Here is a 22,067-nt window from a genome sequence, read left to right on the forward strand (position 1 = left end):
GATTGCGTATGGGTGAGATTGAGTATGTGAAACGTCCAGCAGTACATCGTGCTTCTGATAGCTCCGAGGGAGCGATGCGATGAAGCGGTTCGCTGTCGCGCTCGCGCTCGCCTGCCTCGGCGGCGCGGCACTGGCCCCGGCGGCAACGGCGGACGGCCCCATGTTCCCCACCACGATCAACCTGCCCGCCGGGTTCCGGCCCGAGGGCATCGAGATCGGGCCGCTCCCGGTGGCCTATTTCGGCTCGCGCGCCGACGGTTCCATCTTCCGGGTGGATCTGATGACCGGGCGGGGCGCTCTCCTGAGCCCCGGCGCGGGAACCGAATCGCTCGGACTCGAACTCGACGATCACGGTCGGCTGTTCGTCGCCAGCGGCGCAGGGGGCGACGCCCGCGTCCTGGACGCCTGTTCCGGCGCGGTCCTGGCGACCTACCGACTCGGCACACCGCCGGACACATTCGTCAACGACGTGACAGTCACGCCCACAGGCGCGTGGTTCACCGACTCGCGCTCGCCCGTGCTCTACCGCCTGCCCCTCGATCCCGGCGGTGCTCTGCCTGCGACGGTGGAGCGAGTCCCACTGTCCGGAGATATCGACTACGTACCGGAAGCGTTCAACGCCAACGGAATTGCGCGCACACCCGACGGCACCGGGTTGATCATCGTGCAGTCGGTGACCGGCCGGCTATTCCGCGTCGACCCCGCGACGGGCGCCACACAGCGAATCGATCTCGGCACCGAGACGGTGCCCGACGGAGACGGCCTGCTCCTGCGCGATCACACACTCTTCGTCGTGCAGAACCGGTCCAACACCATCGCCGTGATCGCCCTCGACGACGCGGGCACGAAAGGGACAGTCGCACAACGCATCACAGACCAGCGCTTCGACACTCCAACGACCGTAGCCGAGTTCGGAGATCGCCTGTACGTCCCGAACGCCCGCTACACGACGACACCGGTGCCGACCACCTCATACAACGTGGTCGCGATCGAACAGCCGAGGTGACGGCGCCGCGCTCGAACATCACGAAGCCGAACTCGAGATTCGCCGCGTCTCAGCGGAAATCGCGTGTTTCGGTGCGCAGGGGGATACGGCGCAGGGTCGTGTCTATCGGCCCTCCATCGAATTGGCCGATGAGGTGCAGCCCGGTGTCGGACAGCTGTGTATATCGCAGTGTCCATCCGCCCACGCGCAGCACCGATTCCGTTGTCGCGACGGTCAAATCCCGGGTGGTGAGCTCGCCGTCGTCACGGACGAGGACCAGGCGCTGGGAGGCGGGACGGTCGTCGATCGCGAACCGTACCCAGCGGGGACCGTCGCCATGGAATTCGTCCACCGCCCATACGCCATCGAGCGGGGAGAGTCGTTCGGTGTAGTCGTAATAGGTCCGGATGCCGTTGGCTCCCATGAACAGTACGACCAGGACAGCGGCCACCGAGTGGGCGGCGGTGCCCACCAAGCGAATTCGCCGGCGATCGGCACGGGGCGGCGGTAGCGCCGCCGAATCCCGGTTCCGGAACAACACATCGATCAGCCCTGACCACCACGGCACCGATACCGCCAAGGCCATGGCCAGCATGAGCAGCGGCGGGGCGATCACCGGAACGTCGTAGGCGATATTGAGGATGCTCACCTGGATCAACGCGACCATACAGACCAGCGCGCCGAGCAATACGGTGCGCCGGAAGATCAGCAACAGCCCGCCGATCACCTCTACCGCGCCGGTGATGACCGTATAGGGCGTGGAGGTCGCCATGAATTTCCACAGCATCCCCGAGGAGGAGGATTCGCCCAGCGGCACCAACATCTCCCCCGGCAGCGTGAAGACAATGAACTGCGTCGGAATCACTTTCACCATGCCGAAGCCAATCATGGTCAGCGACAGCACAACTCGGATCACCGAGTGCACCACTCCCGCGGCCGACACGAGCCCTGTTCGATTCACGACCGCCAATGTAGCGACCGAATATGGAGATCCGGTGCAGGCAGCTTATGGCGAAGGATGACAGGAATCATGCTTGGATCACTGCTAGGATTCGCAATATGAAGGCTAATACTTCGCTGAGCCTGGACGGCACGGTATTGGAGCAGTCCAAGGAAGTCGCCGCGCAGCTGGGCATCAAACTGTCCGCCTTCGTGGAATCGGCATTGCGGGACAAGCTGCTGGCCAACTCCGCCCGGATCGCCGCCGACTATGAGCGAGCGCAGGGGCGGGACACCGCCGAGCACTTCGCCGAGGTCGAAGCCGAACGCGCCGCCATGGCCGAGGCGATTCGCGCTGACGGCGCGGCGTGGTAACCGCCGCCACGCCCGCGCACGGGGAACTCTGGCATTACCTGCCCACCATCGCCGGGCGGGAGAAGCCGTCATCACTCGGGGGCGATCGGGTGCTGATCGTCTCCCGCACCGCAGCCAATGCGATTCTGCCGACCGTGCTCGCGGTTCCGGTGGAGCTCACGCCGAAAATGCCCGGACTGGCCGTACCCTTCTCCGATGCCGACCCGCTGCCCGGATTGTCCGCCGTCGTTTACCGGATCACCCCTGTGTACCGGCCATGGCTGCAAGACCGCATCGGTGTCGTCAGCGAATCAACCCTGCGCCAGGTGGTCGGCGCGCTCGTGGGATTGGTCGCGCCCGACACCGTCATCTCCCCCGAACGCTGATTTGTTGCCGATCGATGTGCTGCGCCGATGAACAAGCACACCACTACCGGCAAAGACCGATTCAGTCGGCACCCGCGGCAGGTAGTCGCCGAAGGTAAGCCCGATTCGCCTGTGCCACCGGCCAGTACGCAACGTCACCAACGGCTACAGGCTGATTTCCAACTCGCCCCCGGATCTGCGGCCGCCGGTTCCCGGATCGGCCCGAGCGTCAGTCAATCGGAGAACGAATGGCTGGTCGCGAACAGATCGGATGTGTCGTCCATCGAGTGGATCTCGTCGGCGGCGGACTGGACAGCCAAATCATGGGTGATCAAGACGGTGGTGCGATTACCGGTAGCGAAAAGTATGTCGCGGATCAAATGGTCGGCAGTAACGGAGTCCAGGCCCTCGGTGGGCTCGTCCAACAGCAATATCGGCGGATCGGCCAATAATGCGCGGGCCAATAGCAGGCGCTGGCGTTGACCCCCGGACATCGCGGCACCGCCCGCGCCGACTTCAGTGTCCCAGCCACTGGGCAAAGACTCGATCCAGTCGAGCAGGCCAGCCTGACGTGCGGCCTCCCAGAGATCGTTGCGACTGGCGTCCGGCTTCGCGAAGCGCAGGTTCGCGCGAATACTCTCCTGGAACACATGTGCATCCTGGGTCATGCCGGTCATGAGGCGACGCACCTGATCGCCTGGCAGCGAACGCAGTTCCACACCGCCGATGGTGATGCTGCCCTCGTACTCGAGAAACCTCATCAATACCGCCAGCAATCCGTCGCACGATTTCGACCTGATGATGCGCGCGCCCGAAGGCCCGCAGTGTGGGCAATCCGGTGACGACGTCGAGGAAATGGCCGCCGAGCCGACCCAGCAGCGCCCACTGAAGTTCGGTGCGTCGCCGAGTATGCAGGCCGACCATCGCACCGAACACCGGGATGAGCGGCAGCGTGACAGCGATGATCACCGCGGAGGACCAATCGGCGAATACCAGCCTGCCCAGGATGAGCGGTGGCACGACGACGGCAGCGGTGAACTTCGGCAGATAACCGGTGAAGTAGGGGTCGAGCGCGTCCAATCCGCGAGTGACCAGCGCGATCAACTCACCGTGACGTTCACGACCCAGCCGGAACGGACCCAGTCGCCCGATATGGCCCAGCAGGCGATCGCGCAGGTCGGCCTTGACCTCGGCCGCGGCGCGCCGAGCAAGCACCGTTTGTCCCCACACCAGCCCGGCGCGGGCGACGACCACGGCGGCAAGCGCAACCAGGGTCGTCGCCGACGCGCCCGTGAGCACTCGCGCCAGCAGATCGGCCTGCAGAATGATGGCTACCCCTGTCGCGGTGGCCGTTCCCGTCGTCACCACCAGGTGACGTCGCATCGCGGGTACCTCACGCAGTAGACGTCGCTCTGTCGGTTTCATCAGGCGCCGTCCTAGAAGTAGCTCGGTGTGCGATACCCGACGCGGTCGCGGAACAACCACCAACTCCACATCTGGTACGCCAAAACGACGGGGACGATCACGGCGCCGAATGGCAGCAAGGTCACAAGCGTGTCATGGCTGGCGGCGGCCCTGGCCACGGTCAATCCCGAACTCTCACTCACGGTGGACACCAAGGCGTAGGGGTACTGACTCGCACCGACCAACGGAACCGGTAGCAACACCGCGACGGAGGTGGCTGTGAACGCGAGCCCCCACCGCTGACCGTTCGCGGCAATCCGCCCGGCCTGTAGGGCAAGGATCAATGCGCCGGCCAGCGTCAGCGCTATCGCCGGTTCGGTCACCGCAGCACGACCGGAGATGAACACGGTGATCAGCACCGTTAGTGTTGCCGCGCTCAGCAGCGGGCGCGTCAGATGACGGGCCCTCCGAGCCACATCGCCGCTACTCCGCATCGACAGGAAGGTCGCCCCGTGCGCGGCCAAAAGCAGCACACTGCTCAGCCCGGCCAGCACAACGAACGGGTCGAAGACGTCCGACATGCCCAGCGCGACGGCGCCGTCGGTCTGTAACGGAAGACCATGCAGAAGCAGTCCGACGACCAGTCCCCAGCCTGCCGCCGGAAGCAATCCGCCGAGAACGATCAACACATCCCACAAACGCCGGACCTGATGGCCCTCGATCCGGCCACGCAGCTGGACCGCGGCCTTCCCGACAACCAATCCCAACAGGATGATGACAATCAACAGGTACAAACCCGAGATCAACTCGCCCTCCAGGAAGGGAAACGCGCCGAACAGCACACCGGCGAAGGCGACCAGCCAGACTTCGTTGCCGAAGAAGAAAGGGCCGAGGGTGGCGCGCGTCAGCCACTTCGTCGGCTCATCCCGACCCACCAAGGGATACAGCATCTGCGTGCCGTAGTCGTAGCCGGCGAGCACGAAATAACCGCCGAGCATCAGGCCGAGTACGACCAGCCACCCAATTTGCAGACTCATATGAGGCTCCTGAGAAATTCTGCTGCCACGGACTCAAAGGGCCGGGATCGGATCATCTGCCAGGCGCAGATGAATCGGTTCGACCGCGCCGAGTTGAGTCGCATCAGGGCCGCGTCGAGCAAACCGTGCGATGAGCAGCCAGTTCGTGATTGCGAGTGCGACGAAGACGCCGATGAATGCGGTACAAGAGGCCCACATGCTCGCCACGGACACATGTGAGACGGCCTGGTCGACCGTGAGTTCGCCGTACACCAGCCATGGCTGCCGCCCGGTCTCACGGAATACCCAGCCTCCGATGGATGCGATGAACGGCAGCGGGATGATCGCGACCAGCGACCAAGCCGCCCACGGCTGGTCGGCGATTCGTTTCCCGAGCGCAAGGAGCGCGACGACGAATGCGAGGGACGCTAGGTAGATAATCCCCTCGTTCGGTCCCGGTGTGCCGTACAGCAGCGACCCGACGTATTTAGCCAGCACCATCGGATAGGCAAGCACCACCAGCACCGCGATTACACGGAACCGCAGCAGCCACTTGCGAAAGACCACCAGCGCGGCGATGAGCATGATGAGCGAGACGATCTCGGCGACATACAACATGACGTACTGACCGATATTCATCCAACTCGGCGGAATGTAGTTCCGCTCGCCGTGCTGGGCCACCAGCTCGCTCTGCAACTCCGCCGCCCGCGATCCGCCTTCGAGCACGGCGAACTTCATCGGCTGGGTTCGGCGCAGCAGGGGATACTGCGCCACACCGATAAGAAACACCGGAAAGCTCATGATCGCCGCGACGCCGACCCCCAGCCGCAGCCACACGGTGAAAAACCTCTTATCGGCGGTGCGTTCGGCGACGTGGTAGGCACTCACCCCGGCTATGAATATCCCGCCGGTGAACAATGCTGCCACCGTCACGTGTGCCAGTGCCAGAACTGCGTTCGGATTGGTCAGCACCGCGCCCAGATCGGTCAGATAGGCCACTCCGTCCCGGACTTCGTATCCCACCGGATGTTGCATGAAGCCGTTGGACACGAGAATGAAATAGGCGGAAGCATAGGCGGTGACCGTGACCACCCAGATCAGGGCGGCGTGCAGCCCAGGGCGCAGGCGACCCCAGCCGAAGATCCACATACCGAGAAATGTCGACTCCGCGAAGAACGCGACCAAGGTCTCCAGCGCGAGAGGTGCTCCGATGACGTTGCCGGCGAACTTACTCAGCCCGCTCCAGCCGAGCCCGAACTGGAATTCCATAACGAGCCCGGTAACAATGCCCAGCGCGTAGTTGATGACGTAGAGCTGTCCCCAGAATCGTGTACTCCGCTCCAGGGCCGCCCGGCGCAGTGGGTCCCGGGCGCAGACGGCGGCAGTGTGCGTCACCGCTACTACGGGGACCAGTCCAAGCGTGAGAATGACGAAAATCCAGTGGACGCCGGTCGTCCCGGCGAACTGTAGTCGAGCCAGATCCAGTACATCCATGAATGGGACGCTAGGAGCCACAGCTCATAACATCCACAACCAAGTTAGCCATAAGTTCATACCTCAATCGACATGATTGAGGCGGAATCGCGCAGTCGCTGCGCTGCCGCCGACAGGTAGGCGTCGTCTCGCCACACGACGCTCAGGACCCGCTCGCACCCCGGGTCGTCCACTCGTAGCCAGGCCATCGGGGTGTGTTGCGCGATCCGCCGCGAGGCGGCCGGTACCAGCCCGATGCCGAGTCCAGCGCTGATCAGCTCGCCGGTCGCGCCCGGCTCATCGGCCTCGCACACAATGACCGGCCTCAGCCCCTCGGCACTGAAAAGACGGTCCAGCAGTTCCCTCGGCCAATAACCCGGCCGACAGGTCACCCAGGATTCACCGGCCAATTCGGCGATCGCCACCCGGTCTCGCACGGCCAGCGGATGCGCCAGCGGAACTCCGAGCAGAACATCTTCACGCAACAATCGGACAGACCGCAGCGCGGGGCCCGCGAGGGGCTGTGAGGCGAAACAGAGGTCGACCTCCCGATCAGCGAGTCTGCGCGCCATCTCGTCGGCATTGGACTGAAACAGTCGGATGTCGACGCCTGGATGCTGTACCCGAAACCTTGCCAGCAGCCCGGCGATCGTTATCAGGGTTTCCGCAGCGACCGCCACGCGCCCCCGATCGAGGCCCGCGAGATCGGCGAGTTCTCGGCGCGCATCATCCAGTTCGCTCAATGCGCGGTCTACCCGCCGCAGGAAAGCCGAGCCAAACACATTGAGTCGCACCTGCCGCCCTACCCGATCGAAGAGCGGGACGCCCAGCTCCTTCTCCAATCGCGCGACCGTCCGGCTCACCGACGGTTGCGCGACGAGCAACTCGTCAGCGGCCTGGCTGACGTGCTCGCGACGGGCAACTGCCTGGAAATATCTCAATTGCAGCAGATCCATGAACCCCTCTGTCCTGTTTTCATGCGCTTTCGAATATGAAGTTATGGCATATCAAGTCTTGGAAGGCATGAGTCGTGCGGGGTTAGCGTCCGCCTATGAACTCGACCGAACCCATCGTCATCGTCGGAGCCGGGGTGGCCGGCGCCACCGCGGCGCAGACCATCCGCACAGAGGGCCATACCGGCCCTGTCGTTCTCATCGGCGACGAACCCGAACTGCCCTACTGGCGACCGCCGCTATCCAAGGGCCTGCTGGCCGGACACGCGGAACCCGAGCACATCGCGGTCGCCACCGAAACAGGCTGGACCGAGTTGAACGTTGATGTGCGGACCGGAGTGAGCGCGGTCGAGTTGGACCCGGCGAACAGAACACTCGGATTGGACGACGGCTCGCGCTTGCGCTATAGCAAACTTCTCCTCGCGACCGGCGGACGGGCACGGCAGGTGGCCAGCATGCCCGGCGCGTGCACACTGCGTACCCAGTCCGACGCGCTCGCCGTGCGCGGGGAATTGGCAGGCGCCCCATCGGTCCTGGTAATCGGCGCCGGTCTGATCGGCCTCGAAGTGGCCGCAACCGCGCGGTCCCTCGGCTGCGATGTCACCGTCATCGAACTGGCCGGTATGCCGCTGAACCGTGTCGCGCCACCGTTGATCGGCGGTATCTTCGCCACTCTGCACCGACGCAATGGCGTCGACCTCCAGCTCGGCGTTCGGCTGCGCTCGGTGGTCAAAACACCCGATGGAATCGTGGCCACCGCCGAGGATGGCCGTACCTGGTCAGCCGAGGTGGCTGTCGCTGCGCTCGGCATGATCCCTGAGACGGGGCTCGCGATACGCGCGGGGCTCGCGGTCCAGGGCGGCATCGTCGTCGACGAACACTGCCGCACCTCGGCTCCCGCGATTTTCGCGGCGGGCGACGCAACCGCGCAATCCCACCCACTGCTCGGCACGCGGTACCGGATCGAACATCTCAGCAACGCGATGGAACAGGCAGCCGTTGCCGCACTCAACCTGCTCGGCATCGAGACGCCGTACGCACCCGTACCGTCGGCTAGCTCCGAGCAATACGGCACTCGCCTCGAGATCTGCGGGTGGCCCGACGCCGCCGATATCTTCGACGAGCGGGGCTACACCGTCCGTGGCGAGCCGACCAGCTTGGACTTCTCCGCATTGTTCTGGACCGAAGATCGTCTGGTCGGGGCAGCCTGCGTCGGCCGTCCCGAGGAATTCGAGCAGCTCCGCGAGATAGTCGCGAAGCGCCCCAACATCGACGAGGTTCTGGCCACTCTTTGATGGTCGCGGCCGAGGTGCGCGCGGCGCACCTCGGCCGTCCACACCGCGACACGGCGCACAGCGGAGAACAAGGCCGCACTATATGGACGCCGGGCTCGCACCTGTGGGCCTGTTATTCCCTAACCGCGACGATTTGGAACTGAAATTTCACGCGGCAGCTCGAGAATCTCCCACCGCAGGATCGGGCGAGTTTATTCGCGCCTCGAGTCGCGGGTTTGATGAATTCGCGACCGACCGACGAAAAGTTGCTGACCATATTATACGGATTTGCCGCATGTACGAATCGAAGTATCGGCGACGACGTCCGCGAACGACTGGGCGGCATTCGTCGTGCAAGCGGCCATTGAACGATTCGATGTAGCCGTTTCGCCCGGGCTGACCGGGTGGGATGAACGCCAAACTGACAATGATCAGGGTTGTGCCCACCACTCCCGTATTCCCGGCTTCACTCCGAGGTAGTGCCATGCGGGACTGTCGTCAACCTTGTGAACCTCTATCCCGGTGCGGCTCAGCATGGCACGTTCCGCCGGGCCGGCCACGGTGCTCCTCGAATCGCTGATGGTGGTCGAGACGCCGCCGGTGGGGATGTACATTTCGGGGCTGCCGATGGTTGTTCGCAGATTGTCGATATGGTCGTCGGCCGCGCTTGGAAAACTCTCATCAGGCAACAGGACGACGGGGCCGCCGTTCTTTCGAGCAGCACCTGCCAGTTGTTCGTTCGCTGCTTGTAATTTCAGTAGCGTTTCGTCGTCAACGGCGACCGTCCAGGTCTTCCACCAGCCGGTCTTGACTGTCAGTAGCCGCTGACGCGCGGGCGCGCCGACCGGGGCCTGCGCGGCCCGGGCGTTCACCGGTTCGGTCAATGACCGGCTGCGAACGAACGTGTTGTTCCGGGGTGGCCATCTCCGAACCCACGGCGCGCCATCCAGTTCCAATCCGTCGCGGGTGGGGCCTCCGAATCGGACATCGTCAGGTCTGACGATGTTGTATCCGCGATCCACGCCGTCGTTGAAGTACTTCCCGCTCGCCCAACGCATCATGTGCGTGATATCGCCGACGGGATAATCAATGACCAGTACAGGTCGGTTGGGTCTCTGCTCAGCGCGCCACTGTCGACTGATCACCTGGGAGGCCCGGAATGTCAGCTCGCGGTCAGGGATAAAGTCGCTGACCGCAACGGCCTCGGTACGCTGATAGCGGTTCGCGCCGATCATGTCGGTAGCAGTAAATTTCCCGGCACCTCCGCAAAGTGTTCCCGCGATCCCGACGAATCTCGCTGTGCTCGCGCTGGAATCCCTGCCGAAAAGGTCGAACAGTACATCGGGGACCGAGAGTCTCCAGTGGGCGAGCACAGCGTCACCTCGAAGTCAGGATGCCCGCCGCGGTGATCGGCACGCATTCGGTTGGATCGTTCACCAGTCGACCAGGCAGGCTCGATCGGAACCGAGTTCGCGAACCATGCCCATTGGTTGTCCGGAGCGGCACCAGCGGGGGCGGCGCCTACCTGGACGGTGAGAAACGTTGCGGGAGGAGAGCAGCGGGGAGGATGGTGTATCGCATGGGTGTGTACCTCAGTCCAGTTGTTCGAGTTCGGCGAGTACGGTGCGGGTCACGATGACCTGTCCGGCGGGCGTGAGATGGAGACCGTCGGATTCGAACAGGCGTCGATCAGGGGTAGGGCGGGTGGGGGTGAGAATGTCGATGACCGGTTCGGGTCGCGCGCGCAGCGCTGCGGCGGTCTCGACGTGATCCTTTGCCTGCCAGCCGATCCCGGCGGCTTGGAACGGTCTGAATTCGGCGGCGAGGGTTTCGTCGGTGTCGGTGGGGGTGAGCCAGACCCAGCGCGCATCGGATGCCTGGAACCGCAACAACTCGAAGTTACGTGTGGTTTCCTCGGCGCTGACCACGCGAGCCCCGTTGGTCCCTAGTCGTTGGGCGTCGTTTGCGCCGAGCTGGCACAGCACCCAATCCGGGCGCTGAAACCGCAGTGCGCCAGAGCTTTTCAGGGTTTGGGTGGTGGTCGCTCCGGTGATGGCGAGATTGGTGAACACAATGTCGTCCTCGGGCCGGTGCAATTGCACCAGGTGCCGAAGTATCTCGAACCACGACAGCCGGTCCGCTGTGCTGCTCTCCCCCAGAGCGAGCACCCGCGACCGCGGCGCGAACGGCAACCGGTGCACCTGCTCCGCGATGCCGGGTTCGGTGAGCAGATCCGCGGCAGCGGCGCGGGCCTGATTGTCGAGTTCATCCAGTAGTGCACGGTATTCGTCGGCCTCGATCCCGAACAACGCCGCGACGTGCGCCGAGTCGATGCCGTTGAGATAGGGCAGCGACAGCTCGGGTTTCTGATAGCGGACCAACTTGGCGGTGAGTTCAGAGGTCATGACAGCTCCTGTGTAGGTGGACGGGATAGCGGTTACGAACGGCCGAGGCGAAATCCGACGATGATCAGCCACACCATGCCGGTGAAGCGGGCGATCGGCAGCGCCACCGCGGCGGCAGTGAAGGTCAATGCGGCGGTGGTAAGCATCGCGATGAAGGCGATCGCGAGACCGGCACGGATAAGCCAGATCGGGAGAACCTTCTGCGGTATCGCGCTCAGGGTGATACCGGCGATGAGCAGCCCTGTGGTCATCACGTCCGCCGGCCCGCCGGTCAGGAAGGCGAAAGTGTGCAGTGCGCGCACCGTGGCCGGATCCGCGGTCACCTCGGGCACCGTCAGCACCCAGCTGATCGTGCCCGAGCTCAGCAGGAATACCGTCGCGAGCCCGCCACCCAGTGCGGTGAGAGCGAGACCGAAGCCGTCGGCGTGGTGCCGTAAGCGGGAGACGGTCACTGCCACGTAGAGCGCGAGCGGAATGGCACTGGCGTACTGCAGTACAGCGCCGGTGCGCACAGCTGTGGGGTGGTCGCGGAAATAAGACAGCGCATCGGCGGCGGTTCCAGCGGACGGGCTCTGGTAGGGGATACGGGTGAAACAACCATATCAATCCATTCTCACGAGTGAATGATTCTCCCAATCGAACGATTCACTTATGTGTACGATAGCCTGGTGCCCGATGCCAAGCAAGAGGATGGGCAGACAGTGCCGCCGGCTCGCCCGATGCGGGCAGCAGGGTTCCTGCTTGCCCAGCTGGGCGGGTTTGCGGGACAGCACTTCGCGGAACGGATCGCTGAGATCGGCCTGACACCGCCGGAGGTCGGGGTTCTGCGGATGATCGCGGCCGAGCCTGGGCGCAGCCAACGATCACTTGCCGAGCACCTGGGCGTGGTGCCCAGTCGAGTGGTGGTCTTGATCGACCCCCTTGATCAAAAGGGCTGGATCGAGCGCCGCCGCAGCTCGACCGACCGCCGCAACCACGAATTGCACCTCACCCCGGAAGGGGTGAAGCGGCTCGCACGCATGGCAGCGCAGGCGGTCGCCCACGAGAACGAGTTCTTTTCAGGACTCACCGACGACGAGTACGCCCAATTGGCCGATCTGTTGGCAAAGCTGGCTGCCACGCATGGCCTAACCCCTGGCGTCCACCCCGGATTTCGCACGCTCAGCTTCGCTGTGTGCCAGACCGCGCCCGGCACCGTAGCCTGTGATGTTCCCAGTGCCGCAGGCGAAGACGAGTAGAAGTCCACAGTCCAGGAGCACCTGCGAATTCTCCCGCAGGTCGCGTGGCGTCCTTGGATGCATCGTCTGCCCGTGAGGGCTGGGCAGTCCGTTCGGCAACGGTCATCGGGTCGAGGCTCGCTCCGAGGGGCGTATGGGAAGAGTGCCTTCGTCGGCAGGCCGCTGGAATGCGGTGCAGGCAGCGATCAAGTACGAATCCAGGCCGGGTGCCACCAAGGCCACGCGCCCGGGTAGTGGTAGTTCAATATGGCCGCACAACCGCCAACGTTGGCAATAGTCAGTCCCTTGCTGGAAGCGTGTCAGCAGGTTTAAGTTCGCAATATGTACCACGCTATCGTGCGACTTATAGTCCGGAAGACATGGCGACGCGTTGGTGCCGGCGATTTTGGCGCGGCCGTTGAGATGGCCGCGCCGGATGTCCGGTTCCGCTTCCTCGGGGACACTCCGCTCGGCGCGGATGTGCGCGGACAGCAGGCATTCCGGGACTGGTTCGACCTCCTCCAGCAGCACCTGCCCGGAGTCCGGCTACAGCTCGAGGATGTCGTGGCCGGCGGCTGGCCCTGGAACACCAGGGTCGCGGTGCGCCTGCGGGTCAGCAGTACGCTCAATGACGGAACCCCGTACCGCAACACGGCAATTCAATGGCTGACCCTGCGCTGGGGTCGCATGACCGATGACTTGGTGCTGGAAGACACCCTCACCCTCGACGCCGCTCTACGGCAACAGAATTCGCTCTCCCAGTAGATCGAGAGTCCGGCGCATCGCCAGCATATCGTGTCGGTCGATCATCGGCATCGACGCAAACTCACGAACGTCGGCAGCGCTTGCGCAGGTGACCAGTCGGCCGGCAACTGTGGACTATGACACTTTGCTGAAATGCAGCAAGGGGCACTGGCCGATCGATTGTCGAATGAGTTCGTCACTGAAGCCGGTACCGCGGATCTGCTTGCACCGGTTGCCGTTCGCGCCGCAGTCGCGGGTAGTCGCTCTTGGCGAGAGCAGCACATCGGACCGGGCTGTCCGGTCCGAGATATCGCGGCACCTGGTGCAACTGCAACGCCCCGAAAACGGCATCGTGTTCACCAATCTCGCCATCACCGGAGCGACCACCACCCAAACCCCGAAAAGCTCTGGCGCACTGCGGTTTCAGCGCCCAGACTGGATGCTGTGCCAGCTCGGCGCCAACGATGGACAACGCCTCGGCACCGACGGAACCGCCGCCGGAATCGGCTGGCAGACAAAGGATCACGCCGAGACCGCCGCAGCGCCGCGCGCGCGAGCCGAACCGGTCATCGACGTCCTCACCCCACCCCTTACTGACGAACAGGTCGCCGGAGTCGTCCTTTCGAACTGACCGCAGGCCGCGACGTCGACCAAACTTCCCAGCGGACGACTCTGAGAACGCGCCGCCGTTGCGCTTGTTCAGCAGCGGCTAAGTGTCGTTGCCGGTCGAAGGTTCGTCGACTGGCCCCGAAAGCCGATGCCCGCCCAGAGGCGGGCGTGGACCCCGCAGCAGGATCCACGCCCAGCGCTCCCATGAGACCCACCTGTCCTAGCTGGCCATCTCGACCCGCTGACGATAGGTGGCCGGTTCTGCGAGGTTACGCACGATCCAGTCCGCGACATCGGCCCGGATCGCCGTCCCAGCCTTGTCGAGATGTCCGCCGATCGATACTTGATAGGTCGAGGTCGGCTCACCGTCTTTGAGCATCGGCACACGCACGATCGTCCAATCGAGCCCTGAATCGACAACTATCTCCTCCATCCGGGCCAGGTCGGCGTGGATTTGGCCGTAGACGCGGGTCGCCACCAGGTGTGTCATATGGCGCTGTATGAACGGCAGGTGATCGGTGGACAGACCTGCCGACGACATCACCATGAGGCGACGTGTTCCAGCGGCCTGCGCCGCGGCGACGATATTGCCGAGCCCTTCGGAAAACACCGTGGTCGCGCCACGTCCCTGCACGCCCAGCGCCACCGTGACCGCGTGCTGTCCGGCCATAGCCATCGCCAGATCTGCCGCATCGCGTACGTCCCCACGCGTTGCGATCAAACCGGGCCGCGCCGCGATCCGGCTCGGGTTCCGAGCCAGCGCGGTAACGGTATGGCCATCCTGTAACGCCCGGTTGACCAGCAAACCACCCGTGCGACCTGCGGCGCCTACCACCAGAACATTCATCAACTCACCTTTCGGTTGTCCGGCACCGTCCGACCGATGCGTCATATTATTTCGTCGGATAGTGTGTATGAATAATTCTAGCCGCTGCGGCACCAGGGCACCGGGACACCCGGAGCCCTCAAACACGAGGAGACCCGATGACCGCTCAGTACTCAGATCTGAAAGATCGCGTCGTCGTGGTGACCGGCGGATCTCGTGGTATCGGGGCCGCCGCGAGCCGAGAGTTCGCGCGACAAGGAGCAAAGGTCGCGATCATCGGCCGAGATAAGACGGCTCTCGGAATTGTGGTTGCGAGTATCGAAGAGAGCGGTGGCTCAGCGCTAGCGGTTCCGACCGACTGCACCGACGAAACAGCGCTAGCGGAGGCGGCGACAACCATCGCCGACAACTGGGAACGACCCGTATCCGTTCTGCTCGCGTTCGCGGGCGGCGACGGCCGGCCGACCCCCATCATCGACACAGAACTGAAACGTTGGCGTGCCACCGTCGATGACAACCTCACCGCGACCTTCCTGACCGTACGAGCGTTCCTGCAGCCCATGGTGGACCAGGGATATGGATCGATCGTCACGATGGCCTCCACCGCGGGGCGGTTACCAGGCGGGGCGAGCGCGGCCTACGGAGCGGCGAAGGCGGGCGTACTGATGTTCACCCGGCAGCTGGCACTGGAGACCGCCGGCCACCAGGTCCGAGCCAACTGCCTTGCCCCCGGCGCGATTCGCACCGAACGCACTGCCACCCAAATGTCGGCCGACATCCAACGCCAGGTCGCCGCCGCGCACCCACTCGGCAGGCTCGGCGAGCCCATGGATGTTGCGCAAGCGGCGCTGTTCCTCGCCTCAGATGCCTCCTCATGGATTACCGGCCAGACGATCGACGTCAGCGGCGGGCGAGTGATGATTTGACGAACGCGCATCGCAAGCTGCCAGAATTGCCGTTGCCGGGTAGTCCGGCGCTGACCAGCAAGAAATACAGACGCAACTGCGCCCGAGACACGACGAGCGGCCGCGCAGGTGAAAGGCAAAAATGAGTCCCAGGCCCTACGACATGGGCCGCCGCCGCGAACTGGTGGACGACACCCGTGCCCGCATCCTGCAAGCCACCCGCGATCTGCTCGTCGCGGAAGGGACGGTGGCCATGAACTCGATCGCGCGTCGCGCCGATGTCTCACGAGCCACTGTGTACTACCAGTTCGGCACGAAACTCGGCCTGCTGGAAGCACTGTGCGATGACCTTGCCGAACGTGGACGCATGCAGCGCCTCGCCGAGGCGTTCTCTCAGCCCGACGCTCGCGTGGGCCTCCGCATATTCGTCGAGGTCATCGCGGGCTTCTGGGCGGTGGATCGAGACTGCACGCGTCGCCTGCGAGGGCTCGCTGCTGTCGATCCCGACGTGGGCCAGGTCATCGCGGCCCGCGATGAACGACGCCGCGCCGGCGCCGCTGTTCTTGCAGCACGACTCGGCGTCCGCCCGGAATTCAGCTCGATCCTCTACACCTTGTCCAGTTTCGAAGTCTTCGATTCCCTGGCTGCCGACCAACCCATAACCACCGCTACCGCAACGATCCAAGCGCTACTCGACGCCTCGTCGACACCGCCACCGACTGAGTCTCCCGACTGACTTCTCGCTCCAACCGTGCACGCGTACAGCGCGGCTCATCGAACACGGGTCGATCATGCAGGTGTAGCCGGAGTGGCTCTATTGGCCTTCAAGGTATCCGGCCAACCCGCGACCGAGCATGTCGACCGCCTGTCGGCCCTGAGTAAGTACGTCGTCGACCAGGCATGGGCCGCGGTAGCCGTCGAGTACCGCCCGATGGAGGTATTTCTGCATGGCGCGGAGCACGCCCACCATGGCGTTGGCCACGACCCCCGCAGCGATATCGGTATCGGCCTCGCCCGCCAGCACGCCAGCGAGGCGGTCAGCGCTGGCCTCGAAGAGTTGCCTTTGACGAGCTTGTAAGACTGCGCTGGCGTCGATAACGCGGGCAATGGCTGCGAGGTGTTCCATCGCCTGTGGGTCTTCGGAGTCCAGCATGCCGCGAGGTTGGACGACGAAGTTGCCAAATGCCTCGTACGGCGACATACCGCGTGGGCGTTCCTGGATCGCCAGCAGCAGAGCGGCGCCGAAATCGTCCATGCCACCGAAGATCAGGTCGTCCTTGGTGCCGAAGTAGTTGAAGACAGTCTTCTCGGAAACATTTGCGATGCGGGCGATTTCAGCCACCGTGACGACATCGAAGCCCCGTTCGGCGAACAGTCCCGTTGCGACCTCGAGGATGTGTTGCCTGGTCTGGAGCTTCTTGCGTGCCCGTAATCCAGCTTCGGTCATAAGGGTGACGGTAGCAAGCACTTGACGTACAGTCACTATATTTTTATAGTGACTGTACTTATTTCATTCCGTCTGAGAGCAGAGCGATGACAACCACAGAGGACATTCTGGAGCTGGGCGCGCGTTGGGCCGCTGCGGAAGAACGCGCCGACACCGTCGAACTCGATGCCATCACGACCGACGATTTCACGTTGGTCGGTCCACTCGGCTTCGTTCTGGACAAACAGCAATGGCTTGCGCGCTACCTCACCGGCAGTCTGGTCACCAAGTCACTGACCTGGCATGACGTAGCCGTACGTAACTATGGCACCGCTGCCGCAACGATCGGCACCCTCACCCAGGAGGCCCAATTCCAGGGCAACGACGCCAACGGATCGTTCCGCGGCACTCATCTCTTCGTCCATGACGGTGCACGCTGGGCACTGGCCGGGTTGCACCTGTCCCCGATCAATACCATGCCGTTCCAGCCTCAGCCGCCGCGCTGAGTACAACGCCCAAGATCGCACCGGACCGTCTCCGCCGAACATAGCTTCACCCGTGTCAACAACTCGCCAAGACTGGTTCTGGCCCACTTTTCGTGATCGGCCCGTTGGATCATTCAGTTGCTCAACAGGATTCGCTTTCTCAGTAGGTCCGGCTTGGCGCGACCGAATATCTGGCGTTTGATCATCTTGATCCGGTTGACGTGGCCCTCGACCGCTCCGCTGTTCCAGGGCAATGTCAGGCCAGCGGTGACGGCGTCGAGGTCTTGACGCAGGCCGCGGACGAAGGACGCCAGCGCGGGCTGCTTGTCGGCGTCGATGGCGTTCATCCAGCCTTCGAGCTCGCGTCCGCGAAGTTCACACAGGATGGTGGCGAACGCGCGAACATGGTCGGCTAGGGCGGCAAGGGCAGGGCTGGCAGCCAAGATCGCGTCCAGGCGCTGGCTGTATGCGGGGGCGAGATTGGCAGGGTTGGTCATGAGCCAGCCGACGACTCGCCTGACCACGGGCGGTGTGACTGGTGGACGGGCAACAGGTTCTTCACCAACTCCACCAGAGATATTGTCAAGACCTGTGGATCGGCGAGTTTCAGGCGACCTCGGTTCCGGTGGTTTCGGCTGGGCCGGTTGATGATTCGGGTGTGATGTCGCGGGGGCGTTCGAGGAGTTGGCCCTTGTGGAACAGGGCGCCGTTGCGGACGAGGGCGACCAGCTCGGGTGCGTTGACCTTGCGCCAGCGGGCCTGGGCAGCTTCGATGAGCTTGTAGGCCATGGCGATTCCGGCCGCGCGGGAGCCCGGTCCCTTGGTGACCTTCGTCCTCAATCTGACTGTGGCGAAGGTGGATTCGATCGGGTTGGTGGTGCGCAGGTGGATCCAGTGCTCGGCCGGGTATTTGAAGAACTCGAGCAGCACGTCGAGATCGTCGACGATCTTCGCGACCGCTTTCGGATACTTCTTGCCGTAATCGATGTCGAACGCTTTCACCGCGAGCTGCGCCTTGTCGATGTCCTCGGCATTGTAGATGTCCTTCATCGCGGAGACCGCACCCGGATGCGCCGATTTCGGTAGCGCGGCAAGAACATTCGCCGATTTGTGAAACCAGCAGCGTTGCTCTCGCGTCTGAGGGGAACACATCACGCAGCGCTTTCCAGAACCCGAGCGCACCGTCACCGACCGCGAGCACCGGGGCGGTCATGCCACGGCGGCGGGCATCACGCAGCAGATCGGCCCACGACTCGGTCGATTCCCGATACCCGTCGGTGAGCGCGACCAGCTCCTTACGGCCGTCCGCACGCACCCCGATCATCACCAACAGACACAGTTTTTCCTGCTCCAGGCGCACTTTCACGTGGATCCCGTCGACTCACAAATACACGTAATCGGTGCCCGAGAGGTCCCGGGCGGCGAAGGCCTCGGACTCGTCTTGCCACTGGCCGGTCAGCCGGGTGATCGAGGCCGCCGACAGTCCGGCACCGGAGCCGAGGAACTGCTCGAGAGCCGGGCCGAAGTCCCCGGTGGACAGCCCGTGCAGATACAGCAGCGGCAACACCTCGCTCACCTGCGGCGGCTTCCGTGCCCAGGCGGGCAGGATCGCCGAGGAAAACCGTTGCCGCTCACCGGATTCCGGGTCGACACGGCGGTCGTTGACCCGCGGCACGGTCACTGTCACCGCGCCGGCGGCGGTCAACACCTGGCGTTCGTTGTGGTAGCCGTTGCGCACCACCAGCTTTCGGCCGTCCTCGTCGACCTCGCTTGCGAACCGCTCGACATAGGCGGCGACCTCGGCCCGCAACGCCGCTTCGAGCATCTGGCGAGCGCCTTCGCGCACGATCTCGTCGATCGGGGAACGCGACTCCCCGGTCGCCGCACCGCCTGGATTGGACTCGGCGCCGCCGTCGATTATTTTGAGCATGGGACGTACCTTCCCGCCCGGCGTTGGCGCGCCAGGACTGATCAAACCCGTTGATTCTCAGATCATCCGGGAAGGCACTCCTTCCCGGTCATCCACAGGTTTTGATCATTGCTCCAGACGTCGAGATAGTCCTGCCAAAACCCGAACGCAGTCAGGGGATCCTTACCGTAGTCCTCCTCATCCGCGCCCAGCGCCTTCGCCATCCCAGCTGCACTGTCCAAGCATTCGGAGACCCACTGCGGAAGCGCCTGCCACGCTTGCTCGATCGTGAGCACGGGCTGTGTCGATCCGGTCAACTGCTGTTCCCTCCCTGCCGAACATCACTCGTTCCGCCATCCGCCAGGTGGGCGACGCTTCACCGTAGCCACTTGCGCTCAATTCGGCATGTGCGTGCGTCCGCCTTGCCCCGAATCGCCACGGTCAGTTGATCTTCTGGTGTGCCGCGCTGGCCGGTTCGGTCAGCGCGACTCGCGGCATGAGCGGATGCTCCTGACAAAGTGTCCGAAAACCCTTGCGGGTATTCGGACACCGCCCTTCTCGGGCGTCGCCGATTCACACCACGAAGGTGTGAACGTCGGTTCCCACGCCTTTCTGGCCGGTTTTCACCGTTGGTTACGCACTCGCACTGTGACGTCCCCGCGCAACGGCGAGCAGCATTGTCAGGACAGGGAACACTACCCAGACCACCCACGCTGTCAGCACGATCTCGGGCGGATTCGGCGGCGTCTCACGTTCAATGGGCAAGCTCCCTGGCGGGACGAGGACATTCGAATACCAGACGGACAGCAGGACGAAATCCAGGATGAACAGCAAGCAGCCGCCGATGATCGCCATGGTCCGCCCGGTAATCGCGCCGGTCACCAGCGTGGAGGCCGCGGCTGCGACGACGATCGCTTTGATCACGAGGAGGACGTTCTGTACGGCGGGCTCAGGGTCCTCATCGGGTATGCCACCGATCACGCCGAACAGCAGCGCCAAGCCGTACAAGGGGATCAGTCCGGCGGCGACCAAACCACCAAGTCCCGCAAAAATCCTCGCCGGTATGTCTGCCGATTCCATCAGGTGAGTTAACCAGAGCGATATGGGGATTCGCGGTGAAGAGTTCGGTCTCGAGTCATGATTGGCTCGTCGCCCATTGGGAGCGTGCCGCGTTCGGATCACTCGGTGAACCCTCACCGTTAGGTACTTCAGACGACGTCGGATCGTTCTCAGCCATTTGATGACCCTTCATCTCGTGCAGCTGAGAGAAGCCTCAGTTGACGAAAGAGCTTTTCTGGCAACGGATTGCACGCGAGTGCGCTCGAGGTCGGCATGAGCGCGCACTGCTGGCGGCCGTGAAGCGCTCTGCCCGTTGATCTTCCCGAGGTGCGACGCCAGCCGGTTCAGTCGGCACGGAAAGCGGCATGACAGGATGCTTCGCGCTGCAATGCTTCTCGCGAGGAGCCGCTAGCCTGCAATCCTGTTTCCGGGATCAGTGGAGGCGCTCACGTTTACGGCCCTGGGGGTGGTCAGGTATTCGATCGGTTCTGGCAGGCAGCAGCTGCGTCCAGGATCAGCTCGGAGAACTCCGTTGGCCGCGCGAGTGGGAAGTAGTGCCCGGCGCGGGGAATGACAAGCGGCCAACCGCGGCAGCGACCGCACGCCGGTCCGGTCCGTCGCCACCGGGTCGTCGTCGGTGACGGCCGTGGGCTGCCGCCCCGGCCGTCGCGCCGCACGCGCGCATCAATCACAGTGACATCCGGCCAGGACATCGGCCCACGTTTGACGCTCAACGAACCGGCAACCGGGAACGGCGTTCCGCCGATAGCCGGGACCTGGCCGCAACGGCACGCTCCGAACGCGTCCCGGAGCGTGCCGTCCTGCCTCAGCTGGTGCCGTCCTGCACCGGATAGTGGATGACGACCACACCGCCGGTGGCGTAGTTGACGACATCGGCGGCCGCCCGCTGGCCGTGCGACGACGCGCGCGACGCGGCCATGGCGGCGGCGTCAGCGAAGTCGGCTTCGAAGACCGCGAAATACGGCGCTTCTCCATTGGTCGCCGCCACGTCGAAGCTGTAGCGCCACGCAAGCAGGCCGGGCCAATTCATGACCAGCGGAAGGTGGTTGTTCACGTAGTAGTCGCGGAAGTGGTCAGGGTCGGCGGGCTTGGGATATAGGACCACCAATTTATGCATGACTGCCTCCTGCATATACCGCGGTCGGTTGAATCGTCATATGCGCAGGTTAGGGGTTGATGTGTGGTCGAGGGAAAGACCGGGACGGGATAGACTCAGAACGGATCGTTATCAATCGAGGGGGAGGGCATGTGGCGCCGGATACGGTGAGCCTGCGGTACTTTCTGGTGCTGGCGCAGGAGTTGAACTTCACCCGCGCGGCCGCACGGATCGGTATCGCGCAGCCCGCACTCAGTGCCCGGATGCGCCGATTGGAGGCGGAACTCGGTACGAGCCTGCTGGTTCGTAATACGCGTAGCGTCGTATTGACCACGGCCGGTGCGGCTTTGGCGGAGTCCGCGCCGCCCGCGCTGGCGGCGCTGGACCGGGCATGGGACACCGCCCGGAATGCGGGGGCCGGTGAACTGGGCACGCTGCGCATCGGATACAGCCTCAGCGCGGGGGCCGGGACGGCACCGGCCCTGGTGGACAGGCTCATTCGCAGCAGCCCGGGACTCGAGGTCGGCGCGGTCCCGATGGCGACACCGGAGATCTCCCCCGCGGTCGCCGACGGCCGCATCGATGCCGGGATCACCCGCGGT

General features: G+C 64.0%; 25 protein-coding genes and 3 pseudogenes. 11 read left to right on the forward strand and 17 right to left on the reverse strand.

Annotation, left to right across the window (positions count from 1 at the left end; translation table 11 throughout):
* Positions 1 to 79: 79 nt before the first annotated feature.
* Entirely contained in the window at positions 80 to 1,006 is a 927-nt protein-coding gene (locus GFY24_RS22960) for an SMP-30/gluconolactonase/LRE family protein (RefSeq protein WP_153807121.1), read from the forward strand.
* Positions 1,007 to 1,055: 49 nt separating this feature from the next.
* Here the strand turns inward: GFY24_RS22960 and GFY24_RS22965 are convergent, their stop codons facing one another.
* On the reverse strand, positions 1,056 to 1,946 hold the full coding sequence (locus tag GFY24_RS22965) for a hypothetical protein (RefSeq protein WP_153807122.1): 891 nt from the start codon (positions 1,944 to 1,946) through the stop codon (positions 1,056 to 1,058).
* Positions 1,947 to 2,044: 98 nt separating this feature from the next.
* On the opposite strand from GFY24_RS22965, the gene GFY24_RS22970 reads away from it, so the two are divergent.
* Both GFY24_RS22970 and GFY24_RS22975 read left to right on the forward strand, forming a co-directional pair.
* Positions 2,045 to 2,299, forward strand: a complete 255-nt coding sequence (locus tag GFY24_RS22970; RefSeq protein WP_153807123.1) for a hypothetical protein — start codon at positions 2,045 to 2,047, stop codon at positions 2,297 to 2,299.
* Positions 2,293 to 2,664, forward strand: a complete 372-nt coding sequence (locus GFY24_RS22975) for a hypothetical protein (RefSeq protein ID WP_153807124.1) — start codon at positions 2,293 to 2,295, stop codon at positions 2,662 to 2,664. Before GFY24_RS22970 ends, GFY24_RS22975 begins: the two co-directional genes overlap by 7 nt.
* Before the next feature lie 212 nt (positions 2,665 to 2,876).
* Here GFY24_RS22975 and GFY24_RS22980 read toward each other — a convergent pair whose 3' ends face one another.
* The 5 genes and pseudogenes from GFY24_RS22980 to GFY24_RS23000 form a co-directional block, all read right to left on the reverse strand.
* Positions 2,877 to 3,404, reverse strand: coding sequence for an ATP-binding cassette domain-containing protein (locus GFY24_RS22980; RefSeq protein WP_153807125.1), 528 nt, complete (start codon positions 3,402 to 3,404; stop codon positions 2,877 to 2,879).
* Positions 3,405 to 3,495: 91 nt separating this feature from the next.
* Positions 3,496 to 4,068: pseudogene (locus tag GFY24_RS43800) on the reverse strand (ABC transporter transmembrane domain-containing protein); the annotation flags it as partial.
* Between the two features lie 11 nt (positions 4,069 to 4,079).
* On the reverse strand, positions 4,080 to 5,084 hold the full coding sequence (cydB, locus tag GFY24_RS22990; RefSeq protein ID WP_153807127.1) for a cytochrome d ubiquinol oxidase subunit II: 1,005 nt from the start codon (positions 5,082 to 5,084) through the stop codon (positions 4,080 to 4,082).
* Between the two features lie 33 nt (positions 5,085 to 5,117).
* Positions 5,118 to 6,557, reverse strand: a complete 1,440-nt coding sequence (locus GFY24_RS22995) for a cytochrome ubiquinol oxidase subunit I (RefSeq protein WP_153807128.1) — start codon at positions 6,555 to 6,557, stop codon at positions 5,118 to 5,120.
* A 56-nt stretch (positions 6,558 to 6,613) separates the two neighbouring features.
* Positions 6,614 to 7,492, reverse strand: a complete 879-nt coding sequence (locus GFY24_RS23000; protein ID WP_153807129.1) for a LysR family transcriptional regulator — start codon at positions 7,490 to 7,492, stop codon at positions 6,614 to 6,616.
* A 95-nt stretch (positions 7,493 to 7,587) separates the two neighbouring features.
* Between GFY24_RS23000 and GFY24_RS23005 the strand changes: the two genes are divergently transcribed.
* A complete protein-coding gene (locus GFY24_RS23005) occupies positions 7,588 to 8,784 on the forward strand; it encodes an NAD(P)/FAD-dependent oxidoreductase (RefSeq protein ID WP_153807130.1) in 1,197 nt (398 codons plus the stop codon).
* A 321-nt stretch (positions 8,785 to 9,105) separates the two neighbouring features.
* Here the strand turns inward: GFY24_RS23005 and GFY24_RS43805 are convergent.
* The 4 genes and pseudogenes from GFY24_RS43805 to GFY24_RS23025 form a co-directional block, all read right to left on the reverse strand.
* A pseudogene (locus tag GFY24_RS43805) lies at positions 9,106 to 9,189 on the reverse strand (integrase core domain-containing protein); the annotation flags it as partial.
* 5 nt (positions 9,190 to 9,194) lie between these two features.
* Positions 9,195 to 10,136, reverse strand: coding sequence for a hypothetical protein (locus GFY24_RS23015; RefSeq protein ID WP_153807132.1), 942 nt, complete (start codon positions 10,134 to 10,136; stop codon positions 9,195 to 9,197).
* Between the two features lie 219 nt (positions 10,137 to 10,355).
* Positions 10,356 to 11,168, reverse strand: coding sequence for an SGNH/GDSL hydrolase family protein (locus tag GFY24_RS23020; protein ID WP_153807133.1), 813 nt, complete (start codon positions 11,166 to 11,168; stop codon positions 10,356 to 10,358).
* Between the two features lie 32 nt (positions 11,169 to 11,200).
* Positions 11,201 to 11,680 (reverse strand): hypothetical protein, encoded by a 480-nt coding sequence (locus tag GFY24_RS23025; protein WP_153807134.1) that lies wholly within the window; start codon positions 11,678 to 11,680, stop codon positions 11,201 to 11,203.
* A gap of 156 nt (positions 11,681 to 11,836) precedes the next feature.
* Here GFY24_RS23025 and GFY24_RS23030 point away from each other — a divergent pair, with 156 nt between their 5' ends.
* The 3 genes from GFY24_RS23030 to GFY24_RS23040 all read left to right on the forward strand — a co-directional run bounded on the left by GFY24_RS23030 (position 11,837) and on the right by GFY24_RS23040 (position 13,760).
* The gene (locus GFY24_RS23030; protein ID WP_309231210.1) at positions 11,837 to 12,406 is read left to right on the forward strand and encodes a MarR family winged helix-turn-helix transcriptional regulator; all 570 of its coding nucleotides are present in this window, start codon (positions 11,837 to 11,839) and stop codon (positions 12,404 to 12,406) included.
* Positions 12,407 to 12,727: 321 nt separating this feature from the next.
* The gene (locus GFY24_RS23035; protein ID WP_153807135.1) at positions 12,728 to 13,150 is read left to right on the forward strand and encodes a nuclear transport factor 2 family protein; all 423 of its coding nucleotides are present in this window, start codon (positions 12,728 to 12,730) and stop codon (positions 13,148 to 13,150) included.
* A gap of 301 nt (positions 13,151 to 13,451) precedes the next feature.
* Positions 13,452 to 13,760, forward strand: coding sequence for a hypothetical protein (locus GFY24_RS23040; RefSeq protein ID WP_153807136.1), 309 nt, complete (start codon positions 13,452 to 13,454; stop codon positions 13,758 to 13,760).
* A gap of 198 nt (positions 13,761 to 13,958) precedes the next feature.
* Here GFY24_RS23040 and GFY24_RS23045 read toward each other — a convergent pair whose 3' ends face one another.
* Entirely contained in the window at positions 13,959 to 14,585 is a 627-nt protein-coding gene (locus tag GFY24_RS23045; protein ID WP_194852989.1) for an NAD(P)-dependent oxidoreductase, read from the reverse strand.
* 137 nt (positions 14,586 to 14,722) lie between these two features.
* Here GFY24_RS23045 and GFY24_RS23050 point away from each other — a divergent pair, with 137 nt between their 5' ends.
* Both GFY24_RS23050 and GFY24_RS23055 read left to right on the forward strand, forming a co-directional pair.
* Entirely contained in the window at positions 14,723 to 15,490 is a 768-nt protein-coding gene (locus GFY24_RS23050) for an SDR family NAD(P)-dependent oxidoreductase (RefSeq protein WP_153807138.1), read from the forward strand.
* 121 nt (positions 15,491 to 15,611) lie between these two features.
* Complete coding sequence (locus GFY24_RS23055) at positions 15,612 to 16,205, forward strand: TetR/AcrR family transcriptional regulator (protein ID WP_153807139.1); 594 nt, start codon at positions 15,612 to 15,614, stop codon at positions 16,203 to 16,205.
* Positions 16,206 to 16,283: 78 nt separating this feature from the next.
* Here the strand turns inward: GFY24_RS23055 and GFY24_RS23060 are convergent, their stop codons facing one another.
* Complete coding sequence (locus GFY24_RS23060) at positions 16,284 to 16,916, reverse strand: TetR/AcrR family transcriptional regulator (protein ID WP_153807140.1); 633 nt, start codon at positions 16,914 to 16,916, stop codon at positions 16,284 to 16,286.
* 86 nt (positions 16,917 to 17,002) lie between these two features.
* Here GFY24_RS23060 and GFY24_RS23065 point away from each other — a divergent pair, with 86 nt between their 5' ends.
* Positions 17,003 to 17,401 (forward strand): nuclear transport factor 2 family protein, encoded by a 399-nt coding sequence (locus GFY24_RS23065; RefSeq protein WP_153807141.1) that lies wholly within the window; start codon positions 17,003 to 17,005, stop codon positions 17,399 to 17,401.
* Positions 17,402 to 17,514: 113 nt separating this feature from the next.
* On the opposite strand, the gene GFY24_RS23070 is transcribed toward GFY24_RS23065, so the two are convergent.
* The 5 genes and pseudogenes from GFY24_RS23070 to GFY24_RS23090 all read right to left on the reverse strand — a co-directional run bounded on the left by GFY24_RS23070 (position 17,515) and on the right by GFY24_RS23090 (position 21,486).
* A complete protein-coding gene (locus GFY24_RS23070; protein WP_153807142.1) occupies positions 17,515 to 17,904 on the reverse strand; it encodes a transposase in 390 nt (129 codons plus the stop codon).
* Between the two features lie 82 nt (positions 17,905 to 17,986).
* Positions 17,987 to 19,310, reverse strand: a pseudogene (locus GFY24_RS23075) (IS256 family transposase).
* Between the two features lie 62 nt (positions 19,311 to 19,372).
* Positions 19,373 to 19,606, reverse strand: a complete 234-nt coding sequence (locus tag GFY24_RS23080; protein WP_153807143.1) for a hypothetical protein — start codon at positions 19,604 to 19,606, stop codon at positions 19,373 to 19,375.
* 316 nt (positions 19,607 to 19,922) lie between these two features.
* Positions 19,923 to 20,369, reverse strand: coding sequence for a hypothetical protein (locus tag GFY24_RS23085; RefSeq protein ID WP_153807144.1), 447 nt, complete (start codon positions 20,367 to 20,369; stop codon positions 19,923 to 19,925).
* Positions 20,370 to 21,174: 805 nt separating this feature from the next.
* Positions 21,175 to 21,486, reverse strand: coding sequence for an EthD family reductase (locus GFY24_RS23090; protein WP_153807145.1), 312 nt, complete (start codon positions 21,484 to 21,486; stop codon positions 21,175 to 21,177).
* Between the two features lie 131 nt (positions 21,487 to 21,617).
* On the opposite strand from GFY24_RS23090, the gene GFY24_RS23095 reads away from it, so the two are divergent.
* On the forward strand, positions 21,618 to 22,067 hold a 450-nt coding region (locus GFY24_RS23095), incomplete at its 3' end, for a LysR family transcriptional regulator (RefSeq protein WP_309231211.1).

Origin of the sequence: Nocardia sp. SYP-A9097, from assembly GCF_009649815.1 — a bacterium.
GTDB lineage: Bacteria > Actinomycetota > Actinomycetes > Mycobacteriales > Mycobacteriaceae > Nocardia.